Consider the following 1,474-nt stretch of genomic DNA (forward strand, 5'->3'; position numbering starts at 1 on the left):
GGTGCCGACCCCCGAAAGTTAGAGTAATAAATCTAACTTTCAGGGGTGTTTTTTGTGGCAAAATATAGTGAAGAATTTAAAATGAAGCTTGTCGTCGAGTATTTAGATGGAAACATTGGATATGGATCATTGGCAAAAAAATATAATATGGGTAGCCAAACACCTATACGTGATTGGGTGAAATCGTATGAGTCTCAAGGAATGAATGGGTTAAAACGAAGAAAAACGAAGAGGGAGTATTCTGTTCAATTTAAATTAGATACGATACAATTTATGTTAAACACAGGTGCTTCTTATTTAGATACTGCTGTTCACTTTAATTTGAACAACCCTTCCTTGATTACACGCTGGATGAAAGAGTTACATGAACAAGGAGTAGAAGGCCTGATTCCAAAACCAAAGGGGCGGCCTTCTATGTCTAAGAAACCGAATAAACAAAAGAAAAAGGAAGAAAAAAATTTAACACGCGAAGAATTAGAACGTGAGAATGAGCTACTAAAACTAGAAAATGCCTACTTAAAAAAGTTGAAAGCTTTTCGGGAGAATCCGAATGCGTTCCACGAAAAGCACAAGCAAAGGTGGCATTCGAGCTCAAAGAAGAAGGATTCCGATTAAAAAATATTCTCGTTGTAGTAGGCATTCCTGAAGCAACCTATCACTATCATGTGAAAAACTTTGAAATAAAAGATTCAGACACAGTACTAAAAGAACTCATTACGCACTTATTTAAGAAGTTTCATGAACGCTACGGTTATAAACGTATCACGAAAGAATTAAAGAAATTAGGACATCTTATCAATCATAAAAAAGTGTATCGAATCATGCGAGAACTAGGGTTAAAATGTGTGAAATTTATGAGGAAATCTCGCAAATACAATTCTTATAAGGGGAACGTTGGAAAAGTAGCGAAAAACCGACTATCCCGCCGTTTTAACACACCTATTCCACTTCAAAAATTAGTTACTGACATTACAGAGTTCAAGTGTCTAGGTGATGAGAAGTTATATTTAAATCCGATGCTTGACCTTTATAATGGAGAAATTGTTTCTTATGGTATCAAGAAACGTCCAACGTTAGATCTTGTCACGGAACCTTTAAAAGAAACGTTAGAGATAATAAAGAATCGTGCAACCTATCGCACTACCATCCATTCCGATCAAGGCTGGCATTACCAACACAACCAATGGGTGAGGACATTAAAAGAAAATAAAATATTCCAAAGCATGTCACGAAAAGCAACCTGCGCAGACAATGCGTCGATGGAGAATTTCTTTGGTATTTTAAAGCAAGAAAAGTATTATGGGGAAAAATTAGTAAGCTATGAAGAATTAAAAAGACGGATTGAAGAATATATCTACTGGTACAACCATGAACGATCAAAAGAAAAATTGGCTGGATTAAGTCCAGTAGAATACAGAACTCAACCCAGCCAATCAGCTGCATAATAAAACTCTAACTTTTAGGGGTAACCACC

1 protein-coding gene and 1 pseudogene are annotated in these 1,474 nt (G+C 36.0%); both read left to right on the forward strand.

Features of this window, described 5'->3' with window-relative positions; all coding sequences use genetic code 11:
- Window positions 1-54: 54 nt before the first annotated feature.
- Window positions 55-615 (forward strand): transposase, encoded by a 561-nt coding sequence (locus ACDX78_RS23145; RefSeq protein WP_486031208.1) that lies wholly within the window; start codon window positions 55-57, stop codon window positions 613-615.
- Window positions 570-1,445: pseudogene (locus ACDX78_RS23150) on the forward strand (IS3 family transposase); the annotation flags it as partial. The gene ACDX78_RS23145 and the pseudogene ACDX78_RS23150, both read left to right, overlap by 46 nt.
- Window positions 1,446-1,474 lie beyond the last annotated feature (29 nt).

This window comes from Virgibacillus oceani (assembly GCF_041521345.1).
Classification (GTDB): domain Bacteria; phylum Bacillota; class Bacilli; order Bacillales; family Amphibacillaceae; genus Virgibacillus_N; species Virgibacillus_N oceani_A.